The 23,637-nt window shown below is 34.7% G+C and carries 21 protein-coding genes; 10 read left to right on the top strand and 11 right to left on the bottom strand.

The window, feature by feature from the left end:
* Positions 1–51: 51 nt before the first annotated feature.
* A complete protein-coding gene (locus tag FHP04_RS07710; protein WP_139855518.1) occupies positions 52–2,715 on the top strand; it encodes an AsmA family protein in 2,664 nt (887 codons plus the stop codon).
* Between the two features lie 39 nt (positions 2,716–2,754).
* Here the strand turns inward: FHP04_RS07710 and FHP04_RS07715 are convergent, their stop codons facing one another.
* Positions 2,755–3,549, bottom strand: a complete 795-nt coding sequence (locus FHP04_RS07715; protein WP_139855519.1) for a DUF2797 domain-containing protein — start codon at positions 3,547–3,549, stop codon at positions 2,755–2,757.
* A gap of 122 nt (positions 3,550–3,671) precedes the next feature.
* Here FHP04_RS07715 and FHP04_RS07720 point away from each other — a divergent pair, with 122 nt between their 5' ends.
* On the top strand, positions 3,672–5,186 hold the full coding sequence (locus FHP04_RS07720; RefSeq protein ID WP_139855520.1) for a GH3 auxin-responsive promoter family protein: 1,515 nt from the start codon (positions 3,672–3,674) through the stop codon (positions 5,184–5,186).
* Positions 5,187–5,259: 73 nt separating this feature from the next.
* On the opposite strand, the gene clpX is transcribed toward FHP04_RS07720, so the two are convergent.
* The 8 genes from clpX to FHP04_RS07760 all read right to left on the bottom strand — a co-directional run bounded on the left by clpX (position 5,260) and on the right by FHP04_RS07760 (position 13,645).
* Positions 5,260–6,492 carry an ATP-dependent Clp protease ATP-binding subunit ClpX gene (gene clpX / locus FHP04_RS07725; RefSeq protein ID WP_139855521.1) on the bottom strand — a complete coding sequence of 411 codons (1,233 nt, stop codon included), beginning with the start codon at positions 6,490–6,492 and terminating at the stop codon, positions 5,260–5,262.
* 26 nt (positions 6,493–6,518) lie between these two features.
* Complete coding sequence (gene clpP / locus FHP04_RS07730) at positions 6,519–7,193, bottom strand: ATP-dependent Clp endopeptidase proteolytic subunit ClpP (protein WP_139855522.1); 675 nt, start codon at positions 7,191–7,193, stop codon at positions 6,519–6,521.
* Between the two features lie 130 nt (positions 7,194–7,323).
* The gene (tig, locus tag FHP04_RS07735; RefSeq protein ID WP_139855523.1) at positions 7,324–8,643 is read right to left on the bottom strand and encodes a trigger factor; all 1,320 of its coding nucleotides are present in this window, start codon (positions 8,641–8,643) and stop codon (positions 7,324–7,326) included.
* Positions 8,644–8,822: 179 nt separating this feature from the next.
* Complete coding sequence (locus FHP04_RS07740; RefSeq protein WP_139855524.1) at positions 8,823–9,164, bottom strand: phage holin family protein; 342 nt, start codon at positions 9,162–9,164, stop codon at positions 8,823–8,825.
* 97 nt (positions 9,165–9,261) lie between these two features.
* A complete protein-coding gene (locus FHP04_RS07745) occupies positions 9,262–10,794 on the bottom strand; it encodes an SGNH/GDSL hydrolase family protein (RefSeq protein ID WP_139855525.1) in 1,533 nt (510 codons plus the stop codon).
* Between the two features lie 18 nt (positions 10,795–10,812).
* Entirely contained in the window at positions 10,813–12,063 is a 1,251-nt protein-coding gene (locus tag FHP04_RS07750) for an OmpP1/FadL family transporter (RefSeq protein ID WP_139855526.1), read from the bottom strand.
* 91 nt (positions 12,064–12,154) lie between these two features.
* Positions 12,155–12,916: an alpha/beta fold hydrolase gene (locus tag FHP04_RS07755; protein ID WP_139855527.1), complete on the bottom strand. Its 762-nt coding sequence runs from the start codon at positions 12,914–12,916 to the stop codon at positions 12,155–12,157.
* Between the two features lie 15 nt (positions 12,917–12,931).
* Positions 12,932–13,645, bottom strand: a complete 714-nt coding sequence (locus FHP04_RS07760; protein ID WP_139855528.1) for a pyridoxine 5'-phosphate synthase — start codon at positions 13,643–13,645, stop codon at positions 12,932–12,934.
* Between the two features lie 155 nt (positions 13,646–13,800).
* Between FHP04_RS07760 and FHP04_RS07765 the strand changes: the two genes are divergently transcribed.
* From FHP04_RS07765 to murI, 8 genes are all read left to right on the top strand, one after another.
* Positions 13,801–14,457: a CBS domain-containing protein gene (locus FHP04_RS07765; protein WP_139855529.1), complete on the top strand. Its 657-nt coding sequence runs from the start codon at positions 13,801–13,803 to the stop codon at positions 14,455–14,457.
* A gap of 65 nt (positions 14,458–14,522) precedes the next feature.
* A complete protein-coding gene (locus FHP04_RS07770) occupies positions 14,523–15,407 on the top strand; it encodes an NAD kinase (RefSeq protein ID WP_139855530.1) in 885 nt (294 codons plus the stop codon).
* Between the two features lie 99 nt (positions 15,408–15,506).
* Positions 15,507–16,211: a type IX secretion system protein PorG gene (porG, locus tag FHP04_RS07775; RefSeq protein ID WP_139855531.1), complete on the top strand. Its 705-nt coding sequence runs from the start codon at positions 15,507–15,509 to the stop codon at positions 16,209–16,211.
* Positions 16,212–16,218: 7 nt separating this feature from the next.
* On the top strand, positions 16,219–16,959 hold the full coding sequence (locus tag FHP04_RS07780; RefSeq protein ID WP_139855532.1) for an isoprenyl transferase: 741 nt from the start codon (positions 16,219–16,221) through the stop codon (positions 16,957–16,959).
* On the top strand, positions 16,943–19,543 hold the full coding sequence (gene bamA / locus FHP04_RS07785; RefSeq protein ID WP_139855533.1) for an outer membrane protein assembly factor BamA: 2,601 nt from the start codon (positions 16,943–16,945) through the stop codon (positions 19,541–19,543). Before FHP04_RS07780 ends, bamA begins: the two co-directional genes overlap by 17 nt.
* Before the next feature lie 42 nt (positions 19,544–19,585).
* On the top strand, positions 19,586–20,422 hold the full coding sequence (locus FHP04_RS07790) for an OmpH family outer membrane protein (RefSeq protein WP_139855534.1): 837 nt from the start codon (positions 19,586–19,588) through the stop codon (positions 20,420–20,422).
* Positions 20,423–20,544: 122 nt separating this feature from the next.
* The gene (locus FHP04_RS07795; protein ID WP_139855535.1) at positions 20,545–21,054 is read left to right on the top strand and encodes an OmpH family outer membrane protein; all 510 of its coding nucleotides are present in this window, start codon (positions 20,545–20,547) and stop codon (positions 21,052–21,054) included.
* Positions 21,055–21,147: 93 nt separating this feature from the next.
* The gene (gene murI / locus FHP04_RS07800; RefSeq protein WP_139855536.1) at positions 21,148–21,939 is read left to right on the top strand and encodes a glutamate racemase; all 792 of its coding nucleotides are present in this window, start codon (positions 21,148–21,150) and stop codon (positions 21,937–21,939) included.
* A 4-nt stretch (positions 21,940–21,943) separates the two neighbouring features.
* Here the strand turns inward: murI and FHP04_RS07805 are convergent, their stop codons facing one another.
* Together FHP04_RS07805 and FHP04_RS07810 are read right to left on the bottom strand one after the other, a co-directional pair.
* On the bottom strand, positions 21,944–22,453 hold the full coding sequence (locus FHP04_RS07805; protein ID WP_139855537.1) for a gamma carbonic anhydrase family protein: 510 nt from the start codon (positions 22,451–22,453) through the stop codon (positions 21,944–21,946).
* Between the two features lie 101 nt (positions 22,454–22,554).
* Positions 22,555–23,556, bottom strand: coding sequence for a PorP/SprF family type IX secretion system membrane protein (locus FHP04_RS07810; protein WP_139855538.1), 1,002 nt, complete (start codon positions 23,554–23,556; stop codon positions 22,555–22,557).
* Positions 23,557–23,637: the final 81 nt, after the last annotated feature.

Here is a 23,637-nt window from a genome sequence, read left to right on the forward strand (position 1 = left end):
TAATAAGTTGTTTTAAAAGGAATTATAAAAAATAAATTTTTCAATTTTCTTATGAAAAAAGCACTCAAAATTTTTGGAATCATTTTAGGTTTAATTTTAATCTTACTGATTGCCGCGCCTTTTATTTTTAAAGGAAGTCTTGAAAAAATACTAAAAAACAACATCGACCAAAATATAAACGCAAACGTAAGCTGGGAAGAACTCGAATTAAGCCTATTTAGTAGCTTTCCAGATGCTTCTCTTATAGTAAAAAACTTTTCAGTTGTTAACAGAGCGCCTTTTGAAGGAGACACTCTGGCTAGCGGTAAAAGCTTATCGCTAGATATGGGCATTATGCAACTTTTTAAGTCTGAAAACATCAAGATTGACGCTTTAAAACTTGAGGGTACATTTCTGAATATTAAGATTGACTCCCTAGGCAACACCAATTATGATATTGCTATCAAGGACGATGCCCCAATACTTAATGAAGAAGAAACAAGTAGCGGATTTACTTTTGAGTTGGAGAAATATGAAATAGAAAACTCACGGATTAATTACTTTGATGAATCCTCAAAAATTTATTTAACGCTATCAAACATTCAACATGAAGGTAGTGGTGATCTTTCTGTAGAAGTTGGACAACTAGACACCTATACAGAAGCCATGGCTTCTTTTAAGATGGAAGATACTGAGTATTTGTCCAACAATAGAATTTCACTTGATGCTATTTTCAACTTAGATCTAGTAAATCAGAAATACACCTTTCTAGAAAACGAAGCCAAAATCAACGAGCTACCGCTAACTTTTGAAGGTTATGTAAAACTAAATGAAGACAACAACGAAGTTGATATTACTTTTAAAACACCTTCATCCGATTTTAAAAACTTCTTAGCGGTAATTCCTGAAACGTATGTGAAGCAAATAAGCGATGTAAAAACGACAGGAAACTTTACTGTAAATGGAGTGATTAAAGGCATTGTAGATAGTATTCATATCCCTACAATGGATATAAAAATAGCAAGTAAAAACGCATCATTTAAATATCCCCATTTACCTAAAACGGTTGAAAACATTACCATTGATGCACAGTTAAAAAACGAGACTGGACTACTAAAAGATACGTTTTTAAACATTCCAGATCTAACTTTTAAAATCGACGGCGAACCTTTTAGAATGAATGGAAGCATTAAAAACATAACCGAAAATCCATTTGTTAATTTAGAAATGCAAGGGACGCTGAACTTGGCAAACATAGAAAAGGTATTACCTGTAGAAATAGAACAAAACCTCAGCGGAATTTTTAAAGCCGATGTTGTTGCAAATTTCGATATGGAATCTGTTGAAAAAGAGCAATACCAAAAAATAGACGCTCGCGGAAATGCTAGCCTATCTAATTTTAATTATGATGCCGGATTTAAAAAAGACTTAAAAATTTCGGATGCTAAGCTTGCCCTACAACCTGGAGTTTTCACTTTAAAAGAACTAAATGCAACCTCAGGACAGACAGATATTAAAGCTTTTGGAAATATTAAAAACTTAATTCCATTTTTAGTGAGCAACCAAGAGTTAAAAGGAAACTTTGACGTTACATCAAACACTTTTAACGTGAATGACTTTATGGTTGCTGAAACGTCATTCACAGAATCAAAATCTGGTGAAAAAGGAGAAACATCTAAGAAAGTTAGAAATGAAGAAGCCATTAAAATCCCAGGATTTCTTGATGCTACTTTAAACTTTAAAGCTAACAAAGTTATATACGATAACTTAGAACTTAAAAACGCTAAAGGTGTAGCCTCCATTAAGAATGAAGCAATTACAATTAGCAATTTCACTTCTGATATTTTCGGTGGAAATATTGCTCTTGATGGTAATGTCTCTACCAAAACTGACGTTCCAACCTTCGCTATGAAACTGGATCTAAGTAAAATTGATATAGAGGAATCATTTGAAAAACTCGAAATGTTTCAATATCTAATGCCAATAGCAAAAGCATTACAAGGAACCCTAAACACCAAATTTGAATTTAATGGTAAGTTAACCTCTGATCTTTCTCCTATACTTTCTAGTCTCGGCGGAACTGCATTAGCTCAAGTATTAACGGCAGAAGTTAATTCCGAAAACACGCCGCTTTTATCAGCGCTTAGTGATAAAATAGCTTTTTTAAACCTTGATAAATTAAATCTACAGAATCTAACAACCAATTTAGTTTTTAAAGATGGAGATATTGTAATTAAGCCGTTTAACTTCGACGTTAAAGGAATTGATGTGGCTGTTTCAGGAACCCACGGCTTAGATAAATCGATAGACTACAATGTAACGATGGATGTTCCTGCTAAATATTTAGGTGGTGAAATCACCAAACTCCTTCAAAAACTAGATCCAAAAGAAGCAAACCAAATGAGTGTTGCGCTTCCTATAGGTTTAAAAGGAACATTTAATAAACCCCAAGTTTCATTAAATGCTGAAAACGCTATCAATAAGCTTACTCAAGAACTTATAGCGAAGCAAAAGGATAAACTTATCAACCAAGGAACAGATATTCTTAGTGGTATTCTTGGTGGAGGAACCATAACTGATTCTACTTCAACAAATACCCAAAAACAAGATACCATTCAACAGAATACACAGCAGCAAAATACCCAACAACAAAACACCAAGGTTATTAAAGATATTTTGGGTGGGATTTTAGGTGGCAAGAAAAAGAAACAAGACACTATTAAAGCTGGAAATTAATATAAAATCGCAGCTAATAGCATTTCTTTGTTTGGTCAACTAATTTACAGTTATTGAAACCACATATCCTTCGTTACTACGAACATTAAAAACGGTATTATCTTCAAATATGAGGTATTGTCCTTTTATGCCTTTTAAGGTTCCTTCGTAGAATGGAGTTTTGTCAAGGTTAAGCGATTTTGGTTTTTCTGGATATTTAATAACTGGAAACTGTAAATTGGTTTCAGAATTGTTTTCAAGGTAATAATCCATTGCTTGGGCAGGAATATATTGTTTTAACTTCTCACGCCATTCTACTAAATCTTCATCTTTAATATCGTTTTTCAGCATATTACGCCAATTGGTTTTATCGCTTACGTGATCTTTTAAAGCAATCTCGGTAATCCCTGCTAAATATCTGTTAGGCACTTCTACAATTTCAATAGCTTCGTGTGCTCCTTGATCTATCCAACGTGTTGGCACTTGTGTTTTACGGGTAACTCCTACTTTAACGCTACTACTGTTTGCCAAATAAACAATATGAGGTTGAAGTTGCACTTTTTTCTCATAATCAAGGTCGCGATCTTCAATTCCTAAATGCGCTGTACTTTTCTCTGGATTAATGATCCAATCTGCAGCTTGGGGTATTTCAAAAAAGCAATCATAACAAAATCCTTGACGGTAAATTTTCTTTTGAAGTTCACAATTTAAACATTGATGGTAGAGGAAATTGATCGAAATCTTCTTGTCCAATAATTGATTCACATTTATAAAGTCGTTTTTAAAAATGAGGTAATACTGAATTGGCGTTCCGATTTCAGTTTGCATTTTTGTAAGTACTCCTTCGTAATTCATTTATTTTATAGTATTTAGGTTGAAAATTTTCCTTGCAAAAGACTTAAAAAACATCTCTTCTAAAAAAGGAAACTCATAATTATAAAATCATTATTTTTATAGCATAAAGATAGCAGAAAATTATGCCAATCCCGATTGTAAACTCCATTGCTTCTTGGTTTCTTAAAAAGAGGTTTCATCAGATAGATCTATTTCTAAAATATCCTATTGAGGTTCAAGGAGAATTGCTTTTCAATTTACTTTACAAAGCGAAAAATACTGAAATTGGACAAGAATATGGTTTTGCTTCTATTAAAACCTATCGAGAATTTGCAGATAGAATTCCCATAACTACTTACGAAGAAAATGAAGTAAGAATTGAGCGTGCTCGAAAAGGCGAAAGCAATATATTTTGGCCTACTCCAATTAAATGGTTCGCAAAATCTAGTGGTACTACCAATGCAAAAAGTAAATTTATTCCCGTTACCCACGATTCGCTTGAAGACTGCCATTATGCAGCCAGCAAAGATTTGTTGTGTATGTACCTCAACAATAATCCAAACGCACAGTTATTCTTAGGGAAAAGTTTACGCCTTGGTGGAAGTAAACAGCTTTATGAAGAAAACGGAACTGTATTTGGTGATTTATCTGCGATACTTATAGATAATATGCCATTTTGGGCAGAGTTCAGCAGTACTCCGAGTAATGAGGTTTCGCTTATGGGCGATTGGGAAACTAAAATGCAGGCCATTGTAAATGAAACTATAAAAGAAAATGTCACAAGCCTCGCAGGAGTACCCTCTTGGATGTTGGTATTATTAAATAACGTAATAGAAACAACAGGCAAAGGAAACTTATTCGAGGTTTGGCCTAATTTAGAAGTGTATTTTCACGGTGGAGTAAACTTCGATCCTTACGTAGATCAATACAATAAATTACTACCTAAAAGTGATTTTAGATATTACGAAATCTATAACGCTTCAGAAGGTTTTTTCGCCATTCAAGATAGAAACGACAGCAAAGAGTTATTGCTAATGCTCGATTACGGAATTTTCTATGAGTTCATTCCTATGGATAATTATGGGACTAGTGATGAAAAAGTTATTCCATTAAGTGAAGTTGAAGAAGGGAAAAATTATGCTGTAATAATCACAACCAATTCTGGACTTTGGCGATATAAAATAGGTGATACTGTTCGCTTTACTTCAACAGAACCTTATAGAATAAAAGTAACAGGCCGCACCAAACACCACATTAACGCCTTTGGGGAAGAGTTGATTATCGAAAACGCCGAAACTGCATTACGCAAGGCTTCTCAACTTACAAACGCTGAAATTGTTGATTATACCGCAGCGCCAGTTTTTATGGATGGTAAAGAAAAGGGTGCTCACGAATGGATTATTGAGTTTAAATCACCGCCTCACGACTTAGAAGTTTTTACAAAACTTCTAGACACAGCTTTACAAGAAGTAAATAGTGATTATGAGGCAAAACGCTATAACAACACCACCTTAAACCCTCCAAAGATTCATTACGGAAGGGAAAATTTATTTTATGATTGGCTGAAAGACAAAAACAAACTTGGAGGGCAGCATAAAGTCCCTCGACTATCCAATACTAGAAATATGCTAGAAGAATTATTAGCACTCAATGAGTAAAAACCTCTTCATTTTTAGCTAACAAAAAAAGCCTCAGGATATCCTGAGGCTTTTTAAAGTAAATTAAATTTCTCTATGAAACTGCCTTCAACTTCTTAAGGGTTGACTTATTAAGTTTTTCATCGGCATAATCTCTAGTTACTTTCACTAATTTTTCATCAGTACCTGGCATTTCATACATTGCATCGGTAAGAACTGCTTCACAAAGCGAACGTAGTCCTCTAGCTCCAAGCTTATATTCAATTGCTTGTTCCACGATAAAGTCTAGTGCTTCTTCAGTCACTTCAAAATCTATTCCGTCCATTTCAAACAGTTTTTTGTACTGCTTAATAATAGCGTTTTTAGGTTCCGTAAGAATTGCACGAAGCGTTTCTTTATCTAATGGATTCATATATGTTAAAACAGGAAGACGACCAATAATTTCTGGAATCAACCCAAAGTCTTTCAAATCTTTAGGGATAATATAGCGAAGCATATTATCCTTTTCAATTTCAGTTTCCTTTAGGGTAGCAGTAAAACCAACGGCCTGCATATTCAATCTTTTAGAAATATGACGTTCAATTCCATCAAAAGCTCCTCCGGCTATAAAGAGAATATTTTCGGTGTTTACTTCAATAAACTTTTGATCTGGGTGCTTTCTACCACCTTTAGGCGGAACATTAACCGTAGTACCTTCTAAGAGCTTTAGTAGAGCTTGTTGAACACCTTCACCACTTACATCACGTGTAATCGAAGGGTTATCGCTCTTACGTGCAATTTTATCGATTTCATCAATAAAAACGATACCTTTTTCAGCTTTCTCTAGGTTATAATCTGCAGCTTGAAGCAAACGAGTTAAAATACCTTCAACATCTTCACCTACATATCCAGCTTCAGTTAAAACCGTAGCATCCACAATAGCTAGTGGAACGTTCAACATTTTTGCAATTGTTTTTGCAATTAGTGTTTTCCCTGTTCCTGTTTGCCCAACAATAACGATATTACTTTTCTGAATTTCGATATCGTCATCGCTCTTTGGCTGAAGTAAACGTTTGTAGTGGTTATACACCGCTACAGACATAACTTTCTTTGTGAAATCTTGTCCAATCACATACTCATCTAAGAATGCTTTAATGAGCTTTGGCTTTTTCAGCATAAGGTCTTTAGACAATTCTGAGTTATCAGAATGCAAAGCCTCCTCAACAACAATCCCGTGCGCTTGCTCTATACAACGGTCGCAAATGTGGGCATCCAATCCTGCAATTAGCAGTTTGGTTTCCGACTTTTTACGGCCGCAAAAAGAACATTCTAAATCTTCTTTCGACATAATATTTTTTTTTCAAAAATCTTTACTTAATCTCTTGTCAATATTTCATCAATCATACCGTATTCAACAGCTTTATCTGCTTTCATCCAGTAATCACGATCACTATCTTCGTAAACTTTCTCATAAGTTTGACCAGAGTGTTTTGCTATAATTTTATAAAGTTCCTCTTTAAGAGTCACAATTTCGCGAGCAGTAATTTCGATATCACTTGCTTGACCTTGAGCACCACCTAAAGGTTGGTGAATCATAACACGTGAATGCGTTAAACCACTACGCTTTCCTTTTTCACCAGCACATAAAAGTACTGCTGCCATAGAAGCTGCCATTCCTGTGCAAATAGTAGCTACATCTGGTTTAATAAATTGCATAGTATCATAAATTCCAAGTCCCGCATAAACACTTCCTCCTGGAGAGTTTATATAAATTTGAATATCGCGAGAAGCATCTGCACTAGCAAGAAACAATAACTGAGCCTGTACAATATTTGCAACTTGATCGTTAATTCCGGTACCTAGAAAAATAATACGGTCCATCATTAAACGTGAAAAAACGTCCATTGCCACTGCATTCATTTGGCGTTCTTCAATAATATTTGGTGTCAAGTTTGTTGGATACATACTACTTATAATCTTGTCGTAGTACATATTACTAATACCCTGATCTTTTATAGCAAACTTTCTAAATTCGTCACTGTAATTCATAAATGTTAATTCTTTATTTAGGTAAGAAATTCAACTTAAAGAGCATATTTGGATTCCCGTCTTAATAGGAATTAAAAAGGCGTTAAATTAAAATAATTCAACGCCTAAAGATAACTATTTCTTCGCTAAATTAAGCGTAGGCTTCCTTAATGAATTCGTCGAAGGTAATCTCTTTGACTTTTAATTTTGCATTCTCCTTAAAGAAGTCTAACAATTTAGCTGTGTTTAATTGTTCACTTAAACGCTCAACCTCTTCTCTATTAGAAAGAATACGTGCAGTAATAGATTCAACTTCTTCGTCAGTTGGGTTAGTTTGTCCGAACTGAGCCATTTGAGCTTTAATCATATTTTTTGAATGGTCTTTCAACTCATCAAAAGTTACTTGCAAATTGTTTTCAGCACGAAGTTTACCTTCAATTAACTGATAACGAAGTCCTTTTTCACTTCTTTCGTATTCAGCTTTTGCTTCTTCTTCAGAAAGTCTTTTCTCACCAGTCATTGCGATCCAGCGCTGTAAAAATTCTTTTGGAAGATCAAATTTTGTGTTTTCAATTAAAGATTCTACTACATCATTTAAAAGCTTTTGATCGCTTTGTTGTGCAAACTGCCCTTCAGCATCTTCTTTAATTTTCGCTTTTAATTCATCTTCTGAAGTAACCTTACCTTCACCAAAAAGCTTGTCGAAAAGCTCTTGGTTCAATTCAGCCATTTCACGCTCATTTACTTCTTCAATTTTTAAAGAAACTTCGATATCTAAACCGTGAGCGTCATCGTGATCAACACCCAAATGCTTTTGGTTATCGTGGTCATCAGCAAACATACCTTTAGTTTTTAATGTAACGGTATCGCCAACTTTTGCACCAATAAGAGCATCTAATTGTTTTTTTCCTTTAATATCTTCTGTTGAAAAAGTAGATTTTTTCTCAATTTCTTTTTCAGTTGAAATAAATGTTCCAGTGATTTCATCACCTTTTTCTACTTCATTTTTAGATATTAGTTTTCCGTATTGTTTGCGGATAGTTTTTACTTGATTGTCAAGCATCTTATCGTCTGCAACAATTTTGTAATGAACTATTTCTTTCCCTTTTACATCAACATCAAATTGTGGAGCAAGACCTAATTCAAACTCAAACTTATAGTCTTCAGCATCCCAATCGATTTCTGATTCATTCTTAGGAAGTGGATTACCTAATACATCCAATTTTTCCTCTGTAAGGTATTTTTGAAGTGCATCTTGTAAAACTTTATTCACTTCTTCAACCAAGACAGCTTTACCATATTGCTTTTTAACCATTCCCATTGGGATATGACCTTTTCTAAAGCCAGGTATGTTAGCGGTTTTTCTATAGTTTTTTAAAACCTTTTCTACGTTGTCTGAATAGTCTTCTTTCGAAACCTCTACTGTAAGAACAGCATTCAGCTTATCAATGTCTTTTTTTGTAATGTTCATCTTTTCTCTTCTGAAATTCGGGATGCAAAAGTACGGCTTTTTACAAAACTCAACAAACATTTACAAATTGTTGTTGATTTAAAGTGAAATAACCCACCTTTTCTTGTTTAAGATTAAGAAAAACAAGGTATCCTAATCAGATCTGAAAAGAGTAAAAAAATATATTTATAGAGGAGTTATTAATCTTCGGGTAGTAGTGAAAATAAAATTGACTGAAAAACGGAAAGCAATAAACTAAAGAGTAAAGCCCACCAAATAGTAGTTACATCGAAACTATCGACAAAATAACCTGCAAGTAAAATAATAATAGCATTGATTATTAACAGGAACAGGCCAAAAGTGACAATTGTTATAGGAAGAGTTAAGACCACTAAAATTGGCTTTACAATTAATCTTAACAATGCGATAACAATAGCAACAATTACGGCTGAATCATAACCTTCTACAGCTACACCAGGAAGGATTTTTGCCAAAACCACCACGGCTAAAGCAGTAAGCAACAATTTTACAATTAATTTCATAAAAGGTGTTTTTAGTTAATTTAAGCTTTAGTAAATATAATAAAAAAAACCGCTCTCATTTGAGAGCGGTTTTAACCAATTAAATAAATTGATAAATTTAATTATTTGCAAGCGTAATCGTAGGGTAATACCCTATTTGTACCGTTGGTATCGTAGCGTCGTACGCATCGTTTATTGCCTGAATCATCATATTTGCTGTATAAGCATATCCTCTAGCAGTTGGGTGAACACCATCTAAAGAGAAAGCACCTCCAGTTACAAACTGAGAAGTTAATACACCTCCATCATAAGGAATTCCACCATCCGATAATCTTGCTAACGCAGTTTTTGCATCTACAAAAGCAAGTCCTTTTGCACTAGCTAACCCTTGAATTGTAGCATTATATGAATTTGTTGCAGCTGTAATTCTATCTTGTTCAGACTTAGCTAATACAAATTGATCTGCCAATGGAATACTTACTCCTACAACACCTTGTGGGTTGTTTGGATCTGGAGTAGAACCTAATACAGAAGATGCTGTTAAAACAACAAGGTCGTCTGAGTTTACTTGACGTAATTGGCCTAACAAAGCAGCTGTTGGAGCTGGTAAGTTAAATGGAGGCCCTTGTAAAATAGCTGTAATATCTGTTAAATCTTTATCTGTGGTAATTGGAAAGTTCTGTCCTGCAGAGAAGTTTATCATACGCATTGCAGCTTCTTCAGCCGAGATAATACCCATACCTGCTAAGCCTGGTAAAATTTGAGTATTATATCCTGCGAAATTAGCATTCACTGCAGCAGCTGTAGCAGCATCTAATGGAATAGCGTTAGTAGGAACAGTAGTAAAATATGGGATAGAAGTTACTTCAGGAATATTTACCAATACTCCTTTTGCTCCACCAGCTGTTAATGCCTCTACTTGTGCGTTGTAAACTGAAGCGAAAACGTTTGGATCTGTTATATCGTTACTACCATATGTAGAAGGATCAATATTTCCTGTTTGATCGACTCCTGAACCTCCAGAAGTTGCGTAGCTTAGAATATCATTATTTCCAATCCAAAGACTAAAAAAAGTAGGGCTTTGAGCAGCCGCATCCTCAATAACTTTCACATTTTCACTACTTGCGAAACGTGCAAAATATGGATTAGCAGTTCCAACTGGCACTCCTGCAACATTTCCATACCCTGGCGTTACCAAGTGAAAACTTTTTGCTCCAGGTACTCCCATATTATTGAAAGGCCCACTTAATTTGTTTGTAATATCTGTAGTTGGAGTTCCATCTAAACGAACTGGAGATGGATTACCATCTGCACCAACAGCTAAAACAAGTCTGTTTTCAGCAATTTGGTTTCCACCTAATAACAATCCACCAATATTATCATTCATTAATGGTTGAGTAAAATCTCCACCGCCAACAAATTCGAATTGCTGTGCCATTATATTTGGGTAACTATTGTTTTGACCAGTAATATATAATGCGCCATCTGCATAACCAGCTGTCAAAGAGTTTCCAACTGCTACAAACTTTGATAAGTTAGCAGAACCACTACTATAAAACCCACCATCGGTTACAGGGCTGTCAAATTCTGGCTCACAGCTTACAAGACCTATTGTCAACGCTGCGAATGTATATTTTAATAAGTTTTTCATCTTTCTGAATTTTTCAAATTATAGTTTATAAGTAACTCCTAGACCAGGAACAAAAGCATTGGTTTTATATGCTCCAGCAAAAGGAACAGCTACACCATTTTCTAAGTAATGATCGTATGAAGCATCAATTTCTTTAAAGTGTGAGAAAAGGAAAGATGCATCAATTTGTAGGTTCTCACCAATATTCACTGTTAACCCTGCAGTAAAGTTGTTACTATCACCACGAGGTGTTTCTGGCGCGAAGTAACCTGGCTGAACCGGAGTTTCATCAAAGTAGTATCCTGCTCTTAGCGTAAACATTTTTGTTGCTTCGTATTGTAATCCAAAACGATAAGCAGAAGAGTTCTTGTAGTTACGTGGGTTATAAGAATCTGGAATTGCTGGATTAGCAAAGTCAATATCTAAAGACTCGTATACATTCCAATATGTACGATTGTAATCGAAAGCGAATAACCAGTTTTCTGCAAATTTATAAGACATACCAACCATCAATTCTGCTGGTAGAGGCATTGCAGCATCAATCTTAGTATCTTCAAAAGGAGTTAATGGAGAATTTGGAATATTTTCAAAAGTTGCATCTCCACCTTCTGCTTCTAGAATCATTTCAGAACGGTAAGTTGCACCTATTCTTAAATTATCAGTAAAATTAAAAGTTGTACTCGCTACCCATCCCCAAGCAGTTACACCACTTGCGTCAATTGTTACATTCGAACGATTTCCATCAAGATCGGTAAGTGTACGGTTTAAGTTTCTGTTAAAATTTACAGATCCATTTACATATATTGGTCCACCACCAACACTTAATTTTTCATTTATTTTGAACGAAACTGTTGGCTGAACATATATTGCTTGTAGATCTATATTGTTTACAAGATGAGAACCAACCCAGTCTTTATCATATTCTACAGAACTTCCATAAGGTGTATATACCCCAAGACCAAATGCCAACCAATCTGTTGCTTGATATGATGCATAAAAATAAAACGGCGTTCCTAATAAACTTTTAGTTTGGTCACTCGCTCCTGTAGTTTCATTTTGATAGGATATGTTTGCTAATACCCCGTGTGCACCAGCAGAAATGCTAAGTTTATTTTCTAAATACACTAATGCAGAAGGGTTAAAAAACACAGATTCACTGCTATTTATAACTGCAACACCCGTGTGGCCCATTGCAAGGGACTTATTACCCTGTAGACTTACACGGTACCCGCCCGCATAAGTTACCGCAGTTGCGAGTGCAAATACAGCAAGTACTAATACTTTTTTCATAATTTTTTAATTCTTTAGAGTTAATTTGTGAGGTTATTGGTAAGTTCAAAATGGTTTTTATTATGCATGCATAACAACCGTACTTACAATATTATAAAAAATTCATAACATTATCATAAAATTCTTCAGGATTTTCTGCATGAAGCCAATGACCTGCATTTGAAATAGGCTGAATTCTGGCTTTTGGAAAGTGTTTTTTAATCAAAACTTCATCCATAGGCTCAATGTAACCGCTCTTTTCGCCACTTAAAAACAAAGTTTCACCTTGGTAAATGGAATCTTCAGCAAGTGCAACACCAATAGCTTCAACTTTATCTGTTAATACTGGAAGATTTATACGAAGACCATATTCTTTTTTATCTTTTCGATACAGGTTCTTAAGAAGAAACAGTCTTGTGCCTTCATCTTTAATGTATGTTGCCAATATATCTTCCGCATCACTACGAGATTTAATTTTTGAAAAATCTAATTCTGAAAGAGCTTTTAAAATATCTTGATGATGAGAAGGATAAAATTTTGGACCTATATCTGCAACAATTAGTTTTAAAACCATTTCGGGATAACTTACTGCAAATTGCATAGCAACTTTTCCACCCATTGAATGACCTAATAATATGATTTGCTTCAAATTGTGTTCATCGCAGTATTTCTTTAAATCATCCGCCATTATTTCATAGGAAAATTCATTGTGATGAAAACTTCTACCGTGATTTCGTTGATCAACCAAGTGAACTTCATATCCATCTTCTGCCCATCTAGAACCAAGTGTTTTCCAATTATCGCTCATACCGAGAAAGCCGTGGAGTATCACGAAAGCTTGTCCGGAACCGAGAATTTGAGAATGTAAAATCATGTGAAATTTTATTTATTATTTAAGTCTTTGTAAATATCCGGCAATAACTTTTTCTATCCCATCGTATAGCGCCTCACTTATTAGAGCGTGGCCTATACTCACCTCTAAAAGGTTAGGAATGTTTTCTTTAAAGAATTGAATGTTATCTAATGAAAGATCGTGCCCCGCATTAATTCCCAAGCCTAATTGGCTTGCAAGAACTGCACATTCGGTATACGGCTTTATAGCATCTTTGTTTCCTAGTGCATACTGATCTGCAAATTCTTCAGTGTACAATTCAATTCTGTCTGTTCCCGTTTCGGCTGCCCCTTCAATCATTTTTAATGTGGGATCAACAAAGATTGAGGTGCGAATTCCATTATTCTTAAATTCTGAAATAATTTCTTTTAAATAATCTTTATGTTTAACCGTATCCCATCCAGCATTAGAAGTTATAGCGTCTACCGCATCTGGTACAAGGGTAACTTGGGTAGGTTTAATTTCTAATACCATTTTTGTGAAGTTATCCATAGGATTTCCTTCAATATTATATTCTGTAGTAACTATAGATTTTAAATCGTAAGCATCTTGATACCGAATATGACGTTCATCCGGCCGTGGATGAATAGTGATTCCTTGAGCTCCAAACTTCTGAATATCCTCTGCCATCTTTAATAAGTTTGGCACATTACCACCTCGTGCATTACGAAGAGTAGCTATTTTATTTATATTAACGCTTAACTTTGTCATTGAATAAATTGTTGTTTTGTAATAATAATTAAAACCTATTAAACCCGAAAATAAACTCAATCAGATTCAACAAATGCATTTTTAACAAAAATACAAACCTTAAGGACGGAAAGGAACTTATATTTTAAGTAATTTGCATTTTAAATAAATATCTAATGGAGACCATAAATTATATTATCAACGATATTGAACCATTCGACATTTCAGCTAATATTAAAGACGTGCAAACCGTTTTTAACCAGCTAACTTATTCGCACGTACCTGTTGAAAAAGACGGGGAATTTATAGGTTGTGTATCCGAAAATGACGCATATTGTTTTGATAATACAAAACTCCTTAGCGACTATCAATACGCTTTAGAACCTTTCCACGTGCTAGAAGACACTAATTGGCTTGACGTTTTAGAGGCTTTTGCATTACACAATAGCAATGTAATGCCGGTTTTAGGCATAGACAATAAGTACCTTGGTTATTTCGAATTAGGTGATATAATGAGCCTTTTTAACAATACTCCTTTTTTAAATGAAACAGGGGGCATCATTGTAGTTGAAAAAGGCATTCAAGATTATTCTTTTAGCGAGGCTTGTCAGATAGTAGAATCTAATGGCACTAGAATTTTTGGGATATTTATTTCAAAAATCACAGAAAACACTGTTCAGCTTACAGTAAAAGTTGGTCATACCGCAATGAATAGCATCGTTCAAACTTTTAGACGATACAAATACAACATCATAAGTCAACACGAAGAAGATAAATTTGTGGAAGACTTGAAAGAACGTTCCAAGTATCTAGACAAGTATTTAAACATCTAAAATAATAACCATACCTGAACAAATTTAATTTTTAATACAGCACTCCAATCTTCTAAACCAATTAAATGAAAATAGGAATTTACGGACAGTTTTATCACAAAAATTCAGAAATATACATTCAGATGTTACTGGATGCACTTCAAAAAAAGGCTGCGAAAGTTCTGATAGAGGAAAATTTCCTTGAAATTATTAACCAAAATCAAGAAATCACTAAAAACTTTTCAGAGTGTTCAACCTTTACAAAACTTGATTCTAGTTTCGATCTATTTTTCAGTATTGGAGGTGACGGCACCATTTTGAAAGCGGTGACATTTGTTGGGGATTTAGGTATTCCAATTGTTGGAATCAACACTGGGCGACTAGGTTTTTTGGCGACTATCCAAAAGGAAACCATTACTGAAAGTCTCAATCAAATATTAGAAGGAGAATATATTATTTCTGAACGCAGCCTTCTAACGGTAGAAACTAAACCCGAGAGCGAAGAAGTACCCACACTTAATTTTGCACTAAATGAAGTTGCGGTAAATAGACGCAACACAACTTCAATGATAAAAGTTGAGACCTTGGTAAACGATAAATACCTTACCTCCTATTGGTCTGACGGATTGATTGTTGCTACACCAACCGGATCTACCGGTTACTCCTTAAGTTGTGGAGGTCCCGTTATAGACCCTGATTCAAAAAATATGATTCTAACTCCCATTGCCCCACACAATTTAAATGCAAGGCCTTTAGTAATTGCAGATTCCAACACAGTTACTCTAAAAGTTTATGGACGTGAAGAAACTTTTTTAATGTCTATGGATTCCAGGATTGCTACTTTAAAAAATGAAACGAAGATTATTATAAAAAAAGCTGATTTCACTATTAAACTAGTTCAATTAAACGATGACAGCTTTATTAAAACCCTTCGAAAAAAATTGTTATGGGGCGAAGACAAGAGAAATTAAACAATAAATCAAACTAAAACTTGTTAATCATTTAAGACAATTTGGCTTCAGTCTATTTCAAGCCAAGTTTATTGTTATATTTGCAAACTTTTAAACTATATGAAGCATTTTGCAACTGCATTTTTACTACTCTTAGCTGTGTATAGCGCACAGTCTCAAACCTATGAAGTAGGTGTTATGTTGGGCGGCGCCAACTATATTGGCGATGTTGGTAAAACAAATTATATAAATCCAAATGCAATTGCAGCAGGTGGGATATTTAAATGGAATAGAGGTCCAAGACACTCATTTAGGGGCTCTCTTCTTTATGCTAAAATTAAAGGAGACGATATTGATAGCGGCTATAGCAACAGAGAACAGCGCGGATATTCATTTGAAAATTCAATCAAAGAATTATCGATAGGGTTAGAATTTAACTTTTGGGACTTTGATGTTCATAGTGGTAAAAAAGTTCACACCCCCTATTTATACACTGGTTTTACTTCGTTTTTATATGATTCATCAGGAGCTTTAGATAGGAGAGATGGCAATACAAAAGAGGAAAAAGTACAAACAGGGATAGATTTTGCAATCCCTATGGTAATAGGATACAAAGCAAAGCTATCTCACAGCACAATGATAGGCTTTGAAATTGGAGCTCGTTATACCCTCACAGACAACTTAGACGGAAGTAGTGATTGGAAGAAAGGAGAACCTCGAAGAGCAGGTGATTTTGGAAACATCAATAATGATGATTGGTATGTGTTCAGTGGCATAACGTTTACATTTGCTTTTGGAAGACTACCCTGCTATTGCAATTTTTAAAACAACAATGGATTCTAAAAACAGCATAGACAAAAACAGATTACCAAAACACCTTGCCATTATCATGGACGGGAATGGTCGTTGGGCTAAACAAAAAGGTCTTTTACGTTCCATTGGGCATGAAAACGGATCGAAAGCTGTTCGCGAAATTGTAGAAGGATGTGCAGAAATCGGAATTGACTACTTAACTCTTTACGCCTTTTCTACCGAAAATTGGAAAAGACCTAAAATTGAGGTAGAATTATTGATGAAACTCTTAGTTTCATCCTTAAGAAAAGAAATTAAAACACTTAATGATAACGACATTAAGTTAAATGCTATCGGCAATTTAAATGCATTACCTAAAAAAGCTCATAAAGAACTTTTGGATGTAATTGAAAAAACAAAAGATAATAAAAGGATGACACTAACTCTTGCATTAAGCTATGGTTCAAGAGAAGAAATAACAAAAACAATTAAAGAGATTAGTCTTAAAGTTAAAAATAACCTAATTTCGCCGGACGATATTGACGAAACGGTAATTAATAATCATCTTTACACCCAAAATTTACCAGATGTAGACTTGTTGATCCGCACCAGTGGAGAACAGCGTATCAGTAATTTTCTGCTTTGGCAAATAGCTTATGCCGAATTATATTTTACTGAAACGCTTTGGCCGGATTATACTAAAAACCATCTTTTTGAAGCAATATTAAATTATCAAAACAGAGAAAGAAGATTTGGAAAAACCAGTGAACAACTTAAATAAAAGTTCCCTATTGCATACATACAGAAAATCTTATTGTATTTTTTTATTTACAATACTTTCCGTTTTTACACTACAGGCACAGCAAAAAGAACTTGACAGCGGCATAAAATACACTATTAATGAAATAGTAGTAACAGGCGCTCAAAACTTTAACGAACAAACCGTTATAGCTTTTACAGGCTTAAAAAAAGGGGATCGCATTTATATCCCTGGTGAAAAACTTAGCCAAGTTACTAAGAAACTTTGGGAACAAAACCTTTTTAGCGACATTGCTTTCTATGTGACTAATATCAATGGAGATGAAGTAGATTTAGAGCTATACATTGTAGAGCTACCTAAACTTAACGAAGTTACTATTGAAGGTGACGGAATTCGCAAAGCCAAGAAGAAAGAAATAATTAAGGATAACAACCTTGGCGCTGGCGCTAAAATTACTGAAAATCTTATTTCTACAACCACCAACTACATTACCAATAAGTATAAAAAAGATGGCTTTTTAAATACTGATGTAACTATCACCACCACTCCTGTTAAGGATTCAAGTGGGGTGGAGATTTCTAAAAACATGAAAATCGCGGTAGACAAAGGAAACCGTGTAAAAGTAACCAAAATAAACTTTGAGGGTAATGAGCAGTTTTCAAATGGAAAATTGCGCAGAGCGATGAAAAAAACAAAGCGTAAAAACTTTTTGCGTTTTTGGAAAAGATCTAAATACACCGAAGAAGGTATTGAAGAAGATAAAGAGTCTATCTTAAAGAAATACAAGTCTAATGGTTATCGTGATGCACGTATCGTTAAAGATTCGTTGCGCATCCTAAATGATAAAAATGTTGCATTAGACATCAAACTTGAAGAAGGAGACAAATACTATTTTGGTGATATTGATTTTATAGGAAATAGCGTTTTTACAGATTCTCAATTACGTCAAGTTTTAGGTATTAAGAAAGGAGATGTTTACAATGGCATCCTACTTCAAGAACGTATTGCAGACGACAGCTCTCCTGATGCTGAAGATATGACTAACCTATATCAAAACAACGGTTATCTTGCTGCAAGAATTAACCCTGTAGAAGTTGCTGTAAGAAATGACACCATCGATTTTGAAATAAGAATCATGGAGCGTAACTTATTCTATTTCGACCACGTTACAGTGGTAGGAAACGACCGTACCAATGACCATGTTATCTACAGAGAGCTTAGAACCCGTCCAGGTCAAAAATATAGCAAACGAGATGTAGTACGTACTATTCGCGAACTTGGACAATTAGGATTCTTTGATCCAGAACAACTTTCACCTAATTTCAAAAAAGTAGATGAAAGCAACGGTTTAGTAGACCTTGAATACTCTGTGGTTGAAAAAGGAAGTAGCCAAGTTGAGCTACAAGGTGGTTATGGTGGTGGAGGTTTTGTTGGAACCTTAGGGCTTTCTTTCAACAACTTCTCACTTAGAAACATTTTTAATCTAGACAGCTACAAACCACTTCCAATGGGAGACGGTCAAAAGCTTTCATTAAGAGCACAAGCAAGTAGCTATTACCAAACCTATAGCGTTTCACTTACCGAACCATGGCTTGGTGGTAAAAAACCAGTTCAGTTCTCTGCTTCGTTCTCACATACAATTCAAAATTTCTACGACTATAGAAATAGAAGAGCCGATACAGACAGAAGCTTTACAATTACTGGTGGTTCTCTTGGATTAGCTAAGAAGGTTAAATGGCCAGATGATTATTTTGTGTGGTCTAATGCTCTTAGTTTTCAACATTACAACTTAAATAATTACAATACTGGATTGTTTACATTCGGTGATGGGTACTCAAATAACTTAGCCTATACTATAGGGATAAGCAGAAACAATACCGCTACAAACCCGATATATCCAACTTCTGGATCGGACTTCAGCATTACTGCTAAACTTACCCCTCCATATTCAGCATTTAACAGTGTAGATTACGGTGCTTTAAAAGATGAAAGAGCTAGATTATTGGAAACATTACCAGACGATCCTAACTTTGTAAATGCAAATCAGAGAATTTCTGAAATTGATCAAGAACGTTTTAAGTGGTTAGAATACTATAAAGTTAAATTTAAAGGAACTTGGTACACACGTTTATACGATAAGCTTGTGCTTCGTACAAACACTGAATTAGGATTCTTAGGCGCATACAACCAAGACCGTGGTGTTCCTCCTTTCGAAAGATTCTTTGTTGGTGGTGATGGTCTAGGAGCTTATAGCTTGGATGGTCGTGAAGTAATTCAAATGAGAGGATATCCAAACCAAGGACTTTCTGATCCTGATGGAAATACGATTTACAATAAATTTTCGTTAGAGGTAAGATATCCTGTAACTTTGGCACAAATGGCGTCGATTTACGTATTAGCTTTTGCTGAAGGTGGAGCTTCATACGATGGCTTTAGAAATTACAATCCATTCGAACTCAAGCGTTCAGCTGGAGCAGGATTACGTATATTTATGCCAGCATTCGGACTCTTAGGTATCGATTTCGGATATGGATTTGATCCAGCGTTAGGAGGCACCGAAAAAAATGGATGGGAGACACATTTTATCATCGGACAACAATTTTAAAAAAACTGGCACGATATTTTCTTAACCTACAACCAAACAACTATGAAGACAAAAAAAATACTCTTTTTTACTATTGCCCTTTTTTGCTTTACCTTCATGGCAGAAGCACAACGAGGTGTTCGTATAGGATATATTGACATGGAATACATTCTAGAGAGTGTTCCAGAATATAAAGAAGCGTCAATTCAATTAGAAGGAAAAGTTCAACGTTGGAAGCAAGACATCGAAAAAAGGCAAAAAGATATCGATCAGATGAAATTGAATCTTGCCAATGAAAGAGTGTTACTAACACAAGAATTAATTGAAGAACGAGAAGAAGAAATAAAAATTAAGGAAGATGAAATGCTTCAGTACCAGCAAGACCGATTTGGCCCTAATGGTGACTTAATGATTCAGCGCAGACAATTAGTTCAGCCAATTCAAGATCAAGTATTCAATATTGTTCAAGAAATTGCAGAAGGTAAGAAATACGACTTTATTTTTGACAAGTCTGCAGATGTAGTAATGTTGTTTGCAGCAAAAAGAAATGACATTAGCGACTTAGTAATCAGAAGCATCGAACGTGCTGGTAGAAGAACGCAAGCTTTAGATAAAAAAGAAAAGCGTGAAATAGAACGCAAAGAAAAACTTTCTTTAGAAGAGGAAGGAGCACTTTCAGAAAGAGAAGAAGAAATTCAAAAGAAACAGGAAGAGCGCGAGGCTATTATCGAGGCTAAGAAAACAGAGCGTGAGCAAATGATGGAAGATCGCAAAAGAGAACGCGATTCTATTAGAGATGCAAAAAGAGCTGAAATGGAAGCTCGCAGACAAAAAATGATTGAAGAAAGAGAACGCAGAAGAGATTCTATATTAAATGCTCGAAAAAATAGAAACAACTAAAACCCTGGAAACAGTGGTGAGGAATAGGAAGTAAATAAATGAGTTGTTAAATCTCACTAAACCTTTAACAGAATAACCAAATCAATTTAATTAAAATAACACTTAAATTTAATACACTTACGATGAAAAAAATGAAAACCTTATTAATGGCAGTTGCACTAATGATAGGAGCTACTAGTTTCGTAAACGCTCAAGTAAAAATTGCTCATATTAATGCACAAGAACTTATTGAGTCAATGCCAGACTATAAAGCTGCTCAAAATCAGTTAGACAAAGTTCAAAAGACTTACGATACTGAAATTAAAGCAATGGTGAAAGAATGGGAAACTAAAATGAAGCAATACGATGCTGAAGCTTCATCAAAAACCGACGAAGAAAACCAAAAGAGATTCCAAGAGGTTCAAGCAATGCAAGAAAACATTCAAGCATACAGACAACAAGCATTACAAGATTTAGATAAGAAAAGAGCTGATACATTTAAGCCAGTTCTTGAAAAAGCTCAATCTACAATCCAAAGAGTTGCTAAATCTCTAGGATACCAATATGTATTGGATTCTACAATGGGAGGTGGTGTAATTCTTGCCGATGGTAAAGACCTTATGGCTGATGTGAAAAAAGAATTAGGAATGTAATTCTTTTTTAGATTATACTTTTTAAAAAAACTGCCCCTCAAAAGGGCAGTTTTTTTATGCAATATTTTTAATGGAATTGGCTACTTTTACGATATGAATAAAAACAGTCCAATAGGAATTTTTGATTCTGGAGTGGGTGGCACTTCTATATGGAAAGAAGTAGAAAAGCTACTTCCTTTCGAGCACACCATTTACCTTGCTGATAGCATAAACGCTCCTTATGGCGATAAGTCTGCTGACGACATTATCGCACTCAGTATTAAAAATGTAGATAAGCTACTTAGTTTAAAATGCAAGATTATAATTGTAGCCTGTAATACAGCAACTACAAATGCAATTTCAGTCCTTAGAAATAAATACGATATTCCAATTATCGGAATAGAACCTGCAATAAAACCTGCAGCATTACAAACCAACTCAAAGAGTATTGGCATTCTAGCTACAAAAGGGACGCTTAGCAGCGCACTTTTCAGCAAAACCACCAAAGAGTTCACTAAAGATATTAACGTTGTTGAAATCATAGGAGAAGGACTCGTTACGTTAATTGAAAAAGGAAATTTAGACGGTCCAGAAATGATGGCTCTTTTAAAGAAGCATATTCAACCTATGATTGATGCCAATGTAGATTATTTGGTTTTAGGATGTAGCCACTACCCTTATATTATCCCTCAATTAAAAATGATTTTACCAGACAACGTTAAAATTATTGATTCAGGGGAAGCAGTGGCCAAACAAACAAAAACGATACTACAGAGCTTGGATTTACTTCGTGAAGAAACTTCTGCTCCAACTCTTCAATTCTATACTAATGCCAAAACAAGAACTTTAGAATTTCTATTAGAAGAATATTCTAAAATCATTACTATAGAAAAAAAAGACTTTTAGAAAGTTATTTAAACCAAGAAGAATACATCACGTAATTTTCGGCAATACGTTCAACTTCGCCTTTTGTAAGTTCTGGACTAATATCCTTAATTTTTTTTGCTGGGATTCCAGCGTAAATACTGCCACTTTCAACTACAGTGTTTTTAGAAACAACAGCTCCCGCAGCTATGATGGTATTACTCTCAACAATACAATCGTCCATAACAATACTCCCCATCCCAATTAGCACGTTATCGTGTACCGTACAACCGTGCACGATAGCATTATGACCTATGGAAACATTATTACCAATGGTTGTAGGTGAGGTTTTGTAGGTAGCGTGAATTACTGCTCCATCCTGAACATTTACCCTATTTCCCATTTTAATATAATTCACATCTCCGCGAATAACTGCATTAAACCATACACTACACTCATCACCCATAACTACATCGCCAACTATAGTAGCATTTTCAGCTATAAAACAATTTTCAGGTATTTCAGGATGTTTTCCGTTTACTGATTTTATGATCATAAGAATATATTAAGAAAGTAAAGTTCAAATCTATTAATAAAACAAAGCCTAATACAAATTTAAGTATTAGGCCTTATTGTAAAATATAAAAACTGTATCAATTAGTTAATCGCAGGGCAATTACATTCATACGGCGCTGGTCTTCCACCTAAAAAGTCGAAACCTAAAGTAATTTGATGAAATCCTCCACTTTGATATTTAACATTCCCAGATTGATATGAATAAGTATAAGCAAACATAAAGTTGTTAAAGTCTATCCCTAAAACTGGAGTAAAATATTGAAGTTTTTGATTTTCAATTTTTGTACCATCTAAGTATTCTGCACCGTCTAAAGTTCTTCTGTACGATATCCCTCCCCAAAGTTTTCCAAAATCCATTTTGCGATAGGCTTTCATATTTACATCAACAGTTTTTTCACCTGTACGTTCAGCCCATTGGAATAGAAATGAAGGTTCGTAACTCCAATCGGAATCAAACTTTCCAATTGCGTAAGCCATAGAAGCTAAGTATTTACGCTGGTTGTTCGATTCAAATTCTTCACTGTAAATATTTCTATTTCTAAAAATGATGTTTTTAACAGTAAGGTGACTTGAGAAATTTAAAAAATTATAAGAAAACCCTGCGTCTACATTAAAGTAAGTACTACTCTGAATAATTCCACCAATAACAGGATCGAAGTCGGATAAATCAAAGCTTGTTTCATCCAATCTACCTTGAGTAATTCCCGCACTTAATCCAAAAGATAATTGATTTAAATCAACTTCAGTTCTGGAAAACATAATATGATGCGCATAAGTTACATAGCCCCCGGTTTGCGAATGGTATCCATTTTTATCGTTATACAGAATTAATCCAAGACCAGATTGTTCTCCTACTCGAGCATTAACACTCAATGTTTGCAAATTTGGTGCTTCCTTTTGATCAAACCATTGCTTTCTAGCCGTTAGTCTAATCTTGTTATAATTTGCTGCACCCGCCATGGATGGATGAATAAGATATAGATTATCTGCAAAATAGTCTGAGTACACCGGAATTCCATCTTGTGAATAACCACAGAAAGAAACTATTAGTAGCAGTAAAATGGGGAATTGTTTAAATTTCATGTGCATAAAATATTTGATAATGCGTAAGATAAATTGCCTGTTCTAATCTTCGGTAATTTACTATTTTTTGTTAAACACTTT

Origin of the sequence: Aequorivita sinensis (genome assembly GCF_006346335.1) — a bacterium.
In the GTDB taxonomy this organism is placed as follows: Bacteria; Bacteroidota; Bacteroidia; order Flavobacteriales; family Flavobacteriaceae; genus Aequorivita; species Aequorivita sinensis.

What these genes read in the sequence shown, in the direction of transcription:
- FHP04_RS07760 (WP_139855528.1), bottom strand. Translation starts at nt 13,645, where the DNA reads ATGACAAAGTTAAGCGTTAATATAAATAAAATAGCTACTCTTCGTAAT.
- FHP04_RS07810 (WP_139855538.1), bottom strand. Translation starts at nt 23,556, where the DNA reads ATGAAATTTAAACAATTCCCCATTTTACTGCTACTAATAGTTTCTTTC.
- clpP (WP_139855522.1), bottom strand. Translation starts at nt 7,193, where the DNA reads ATGAATTACAGTGACGAATTTAGAAAGTTTGCTATAAAAGATCAGGGT.
- FHP04_RS07770 (WP_139855530.1), top strand. Translation starts at nt 14,523, where the DNA reads ATGAAAATAGGAATTTACGGACAGTTTTATCACAAAAATTCAGAAATA.
- FHP04_RS07790 (WP_139855534.1), top strand. Translation starts at nt 19,586, where the DNA reads ATGAAGACAAAAAAAATACTCTTTTTTACTATTGCCCTTTTTTGCTTT.
- FHP04_RS07765 (WP_139855529.1), top strand. Translation starts at nt 13,801, where the DNA reads ATGGAGACCATAAATTATATTATCAACGATATTGAACCATTCGACATT.
- FHP04_RS07755 (WP_139855527.1), bottom strand. Translation starts at nt 12,916, where the DNA reads ATGATTTTACATTCTCAAATTCTCGGTTCCGGACAAGCTTTCGTGATA.
- FHP04_RS07745 (WP_139855525.1), bottom strand. Translation starts at nt 10,794, where the DNA reads ATGAAAAACTTATTAAAATATACATTCGCAGCGTTGACAATAGGTCTT.
- FHP04_RS07750 (WP_139855526.1), bottom strand. Translation starts at nt 12,063, where the DNA reads ATGAAAAAAGTATTAGTACTTGCTGTATTTGCACTCGCAACTGCGGTA.
- FHP04_RS07710 (WP_139855518.1), top strand. Translation starts at nt 52, where the DNA reads ATGAAAAAAGCACTCAAAATTTTTGGAATCATTTTAGGTTTAATTTTA.
- FHP04_RS07740 (WP_139855524.1), bottom strand. Translation starts at nt 9,164, where the DNA reads ATGAAATTAATTGTAAAATTGTTGCTTACTGCTTTAGCCGTGGTGGTT.
- porG (WP_139855531.1), top strand. Translation starts at nt 15,507, where the DNA reads ATGAAGCATTTTGCAACTGCATTTTTACTACTCTTAGCTGTGTATAGC.
- FHP04_RS07805 (WP_139855537.1), bottom strand. Translation starts at nt 22,453, where the DNA reads ATGATCATAAAATCAGTAAACGGAAAACATCCTGAAATACCTGAAAAT.
- tig (WP_139855523.1), bottom strand. Translation starts at nt 8,643, where the DNA reads ATGAACATTACAAAAAAAGACATTGATAAGCTGAATGCTGTTCTTACA.
- clpX (WP_139855521.1), bottom strand. Translation starts at nt 6,492, where the DNA reads ATGTCGAAAGAAGATTTAGAATGTTCTTTTTGCGGCCGTAAAAAGTCG.
- FHP04_RS07795 (WP_139855535.1), top strand. Translation starts at nt 20,545, where the DNA reads ATGAAAAAAATGAAAACCTTATTAATGGCAGTTGCACTAATGATAGGA.
- FHP04_RS07715 (WP_139855519.1), bottom strand. Translation starts at nt 3,549, where the DNA reads ATGAATTACGAAGGAGTACTTACAAAAATGCAAACTGAAATCGGAACG.
- murI (WP_139855536.1), top strand. Translation starts at nt 21,148, where the DNA reads ATGAATAAAAACAGTCCAATAGGAATTTTTGATTCTGGAGTGGGTGGC.
- FHP04_RS07780 (WP_139855532.1), top strand. Translation starts at nt 16,219, where the DNA reads ATGGATTCTAAAAACAGCATAGACAAAAACAGATTACCAAAACACCTT.
- FHP04_RS07720 (WP_139855520.1), top strand. Translation starts at nt 3,672, where the DNA reads ATGCCAATCCCGATTGTAAACTCCATTGCTTCTTGGTTTCTTAAAAAG.